The organism is Lentzea sp. NPDC006480, from assembly GCF_040611995.1.
In the GTDB taxonomy this organism is placed as follows: Bacteria; Actinomycetota; Actinomycetes; order Mycobacteriales; family Pseudonocardiaceae; genus Lentzea.
On the sequence record NZ_JBEXPJ010000305.1, the window covers coordinates 1 to 4,481 of the forward strand.

At 66.3% G+C, this 4,481-nt stretch carries 4 protein-coding genes; 3 read left to right on the plus strand and 1 reads right to left on the minus strand.

Going from position 1 to position 4,481, the window contains the following annotated elements; all coding sequences use genetic code 11:
* From ABZX92_RS45230 to ABZX92_RS45240, 3 genes are all read left to right on the plus strand, one after another.
* Nucleotides 1-1,344, plus strand: a 1,344-nt coding sequence (locus ABZX92_RS45230; protein WP_355572259.1) for a DUF222 domain-containing protein, incomplete at its 5' end; no start/stop codon positions are given.
* A gap of 163 nt (nt 1,345-1,507) precedes the next feature.
* On the plus strand, nt 1,508-2,062 hold the full coding sequence (locus ABZX92_RS45235; protein WP_355572261.1) for a DUF6368 family protein: 555 nt from the start codon (nt 1,508-1,510) through the stop codon (nt 2,060-2,062).
* A 1,072-nt stretch (nt 2,063-3,134) separates the two neighbouring features.
* On the plus strand, nt 3,135-3,917 hold the full coding sequence (locus tag ABZX92_RS45240; protein ID WP_355572264.1) for a hypothetical protein: 783 nt from the start codon (nt 3,135-3,137) through the stop codon (nt 3,915-3,917).
* Nucleotides 3,918-3,983: 66 nt separating this feature from the next.
* Here the strand turns inward: ABZX92_RS45240 and ABZX92_RS45245 are convergent.
* The coding region (locus ABZX92_RS45245; RefSeq protein ID WP_355572262.1) for a proprotein convertase P-domain-containing protein at nt 3,984-4,481 on the minus strand (498 nt) is incomplete at its 5' end.

Sequence of the window (4,481 nt, forward strand, 5' to 3'; positions counted from 1 at the left end):
GCGGCACGTGGCGGCACTCCGGCCTATCTGATCGACGACGCCTCGGAGATCGATCCGGCGTGGCTGGCCGGTGTCACGTCCGTGGGTCTGTCAGCCCTCGGACTTTCCGCCCCGCTTGAGCTCCTTGCTGAGTTCAAGCGGAAAGTCCGTGCGCAGCAACGGCTTCAGTTCGAGATCCTGGAGATCATCGGCGCGCTGCAGCAGCAAGGCGCGGCGGAGTCCTTGGGATACAAGGATCTCATCGAGGTCTTCAAGCACGTCGCGCACTGGGATCCGAAGGTGTCTCGCCGCAAACTCAAGCAGGCGGAGGCTTTGTGTCCCACGATCACGCCCACCGGCTCCCTTGTGGAGCCCGCGCTGCCCGCAGTCGCGGCCGCGATGGCCGAAGGCGCGCTGTCGGAAGACCACGTCGACGTCCTGGCCGAAGCGCTGGCCGACTTGCCGGCCAGAGCGGAAAAGCCCCTCGTCGAGTACGCGGTGCAGCACGAGCCGCTCTCGGTCAAGAAGTACTGCGAGAAGCTGGCCTACCTCATGGACCAGGACGGCCCCGAACCCAAAGAACCCGAACCGGTCCAGCCGCGCAATGTCGTGCGCCGCAAGTGGCAGGGCGGCCGCTATCAGCTGTTCGCCGACGTGGACGCCGAAACCGGCGCCGAGCTGGACGCCCAGATCGACGCCCTCGCCAAGCCCACTCCGAACGACCTGCGCTTCGCCCCCGAACGCGAAGGCGACGCGTTCTGCGAGATCATCAACCTCGCCGCCCGCGCCGACCACCACCGCATCTCCGGCGGCGAACGAGTCCAGCTCACCGTCACCGTCGACTACGACAACCTCCGCCAAGGCATCGGCACCGCCCGCCTCGACAACGGCGAGCACATCCCGATGAACCAGGTTCGCAAAATCGCCTGCGACAGCGGCCTCATCCCGATGCTGCTCGGCAGCCGCTTCCAAATCCACGACGTGGGCCGCAAAACCAGAACCATCAACGCGGGCCTGCGCCGCATGCTCGTGGCCCGCGACCAGGGCTGCGCCTTCCCCGGCTGCACCAGACCCCCGAAACACTGCGAAGCTCACCACGTCCAGCACTGGTCCAACGGCGGCGCGACCAACCTGAGCAACCTCACCCTGCTCTGCCTCCGCCACCACAACCTGGTCCACCACTCCGCGTGGAAAATCCAGATGGCCAACGGAATCCCGCTCTTCCACCCACCGGGCTACATCGACCCGGCCCGCCGCCCAAGAACCAATCAGCTCCACACCCCCTGGCCGCCCGGCCCAACGCCGCCCGCGCTACGACCCATGCCCACAGCACCACCCCGAACGTCGATCCCCGCCCTGGCCTGAACTCGCCTGGGGAGATGCAGGATGGTTGCCGAGCCACCAGTCAGGCGTCGAGTGCCGTGACCGGGAAGGTTCGCCGGGTTGATGGTCGATGCCCTGGCCTGTTGGGTTCGCTGTGACGAGAATCTGAGCGGTGTCGGACTGGGCGGAAGGCTAGGCTCCCGGCGTGGCTGGTCCGACGCTGGTGATCGAGCTTGCGGAGCCTGTTTCGTCGGCTGCTTTGAGTGAGTTCGGTGCGTTGATGCGGGGGCTTTCCACCCACTTCGAGCAGCTGCGTGAGGGGTACTTCGACGTCAACGTGCCGATGGAGCGCCTGGGCACTGAGGCGGCTGGACTGGATGCGCAGCAGGACGACGGCGGTCAGCCCTTTCTGGTTTGCCTGATGGGGCCTGGGGTCGGCGACGAGAGCATCTTCGAGGCCGAGCACGCGGACGAGCCCGAGGTGGAAGCAGTCCTCGGCTTCAAGCCGACCCATGCCGTGAATGTCAGCGCCGGCTGCAACCGCGGGATCGACCATGTGGCCACGGCCCTGCTCACCGCAGCAGTCGTCGATGTTCTCGGCGGGCTGGTCAAGGCCGAACTGGCGGAAGGACAGGAGGCGGTGGTCGCCGGACTTCCAGGGGTGCTGGGCCTCACTGACGAGGGGTGTCCGATGGTGCTCGGAACCGCGGGTTTCCTGCGGGCCTGGGTCGCGCAGCCTGGCTTCCGGCTGGTCAAGTAGCCCGGCGACGGATTAGCGCTTCCGGGGCAGGACACCAGCAGGCGCGCACCGCCAACCCGGCCGCGGTGGCCAACGGCAGATGGCCAAGCTTTCAGATCTGCAGGGCATCACCCGGACGGGTGAGATATGTCCTGATCCACGCCTGGCCCCGTCTAGTAGATGTCCTGAAACCATGGTCATCCACCCCGCAAATATGCGGAAGGCGGGCGGCGGCGGACCTGACCGCTCAGACAACACCACTCGGAGCCGCGCACGCCCCAGATCGAAGCTGCCCGCCGACTCCCGCAGGCACGAGCGAAAGCGCGTCAGGCAGCAAGGCCACAAGTGCGATGCGAAGCGAGCAGTTCTTAAAGCTCTGCAAATCAGAGCAAGTGGTCATGACGCAGCCCCAATCGCAATCGTCGCGAAGCGGCGATGAATTGACCCGGCTCGTATGCCACCCGCGCGCCCACTCTCACAAGGTGACGTGAGCACGGCAGGCGACCCCTCCGCTGGAACTTGCGCCGGCCCTCACAAACCTGCCAGTGCAGAACGCGCGCCCACCCTCGCGAGGCGGCGTCGTGCGGGACAGGTGACCTCCCGCAGGAACCGGCGCCCCCACAGCCGGACCTCCGCCAGGAACGCGCTCCAGCTGCTCAGCCCCGCGCATCTCAGCCGCTCACCGTGCCGCTCACGTCGCACATCCCCAGCCGGCCAGCGTGCCCGACCGCAGTCGAACGGCGGCCCGGTCAGCGTCGAATCCAGTCGAACCACGACCCCCGCCGAACGGCCTGGTCCAGACCACCACGCGCACCGGTCCCACCGTCTTGGTCTATTCGAGGGACCACGAACCGAACCACGTCCGAACCAGCAAAAACAGCACCTGACCAGCAAGATCACCACCGCGGCAAAACCTTAAAAGCATTTAAAACCAACGTGGTCTAGTCCGATTTGAACCCCATCCGTGACCTCCCCGTAGTCACCGGTACAACACCGAAACACCCCCGAGGAGAATCGAATGGGCGCTCGACACCGCAAGCCCGCCATGATCGGCGCGGGCGCCATGCTCGCGGTCGCTGCTGTCGCCGGTGGCATCTTCGCCTTCAGCGGCACCGACTCGAACGCGGCTGAGGACTGCGGCGGACTGGACACCGCCCTGCAGAACAACCTGACCTTCATCGCCGGGCAGCAGGCGAACCCCGATGCTCAGTCGGAGGCTCGGATTGCCAACCGGCAGGCGGTGGTCAACCTCATCAACCAGCGGCGTGCGGCGGCTGGCTGTGGCAAGAAGGTCGAGGCGAAGGCGGAAAAGGGCCAGGCCACGACGTCCGGTGAGGACTGCGGCGGACTCGACAAGGCGTTGCAGAACAACCTGAACTTCATCGCGGGGCAGAAGTCGAACCCGGACTCGCAGTCCGAGGCCCGCATCGCGAACCGGCAGGCCGTGGTCGACCTCATCCAGCAGCGGCGCAAGGCGGCGGGCTGCAAGGGTGACGGCGGCAACGCCAACCAGGGCAACAACAATCAGGGCAACAACAACCAAGGCAACGCTGGCAACCAGGGCCAGAACACGGCCCAGCCCGCTCCGAAGCCCGATGCGAACCAGGGCAACGACAGCGGCGCGTCCGGTCAGCAGGTCTGCAACGGTTCCACCGTCACGCTTTCCGGCGAGGGCGGCGCTCCGGCGGCGTCCAGCAACCAGTTCCCCGTGGGCACCACGCTGAAGGTCACCAACCTGGACAACAACAAGTCCACCACCGTCAAGGTGACGTCGGTGTCCGGCAGCTGTGCGCTGCTCAACAACGCGGCCTTCGAACAGGTCCGCGAGCCCGGCAAGTTCCTGATCCGCAAGGCGAAGATCGAGAAGATCGGCTGATCGAAGGCTCCACAGCGGGCGGGTGTTCCCTGAAAGGCGCGGGGGAACACCCGCCCTCAGCCGTGCCTAGACCGTGATCGACCAGCCCGACAGCACGCCTTCGTCGGCAGGACCGTTGTCACCGATCCGCAACGTCCAGGTGCCCTCGGCCCGTTCCGAAACCCGGGCAGTGAACGCCTTGGGCTGCAACGGAGTGCACGGATATCCGCCGTACCTCTGCAACGGGTACGACCGGCCGCTAGGCCCCACCAAAGTGATGTTCAGGTCCTGTGAGCACGTGTGCGTCGCATCGACCTGCACCGTCACCGACGAGGCAGCGGCACCGGAAGCAGTCGACACGACTCGGCTGACCGCGACCTGGAAGTCCCGGATGGGGAAGTCCTCAGGATTGCTGAACGTCCGCGAACCAGAACCAGGCGCGGTCCGGACCGACACCGCTTCAGACTGCTTCGACACGTTCCCGGCGGCGTCCCGGGCGACGACCGTGAACGAGTACGAGGTGTCCGGCGTCAGTCCACCGACCGAAGCCGAAGGACTGGCAACGGAAGCGACCACCGAAGAACC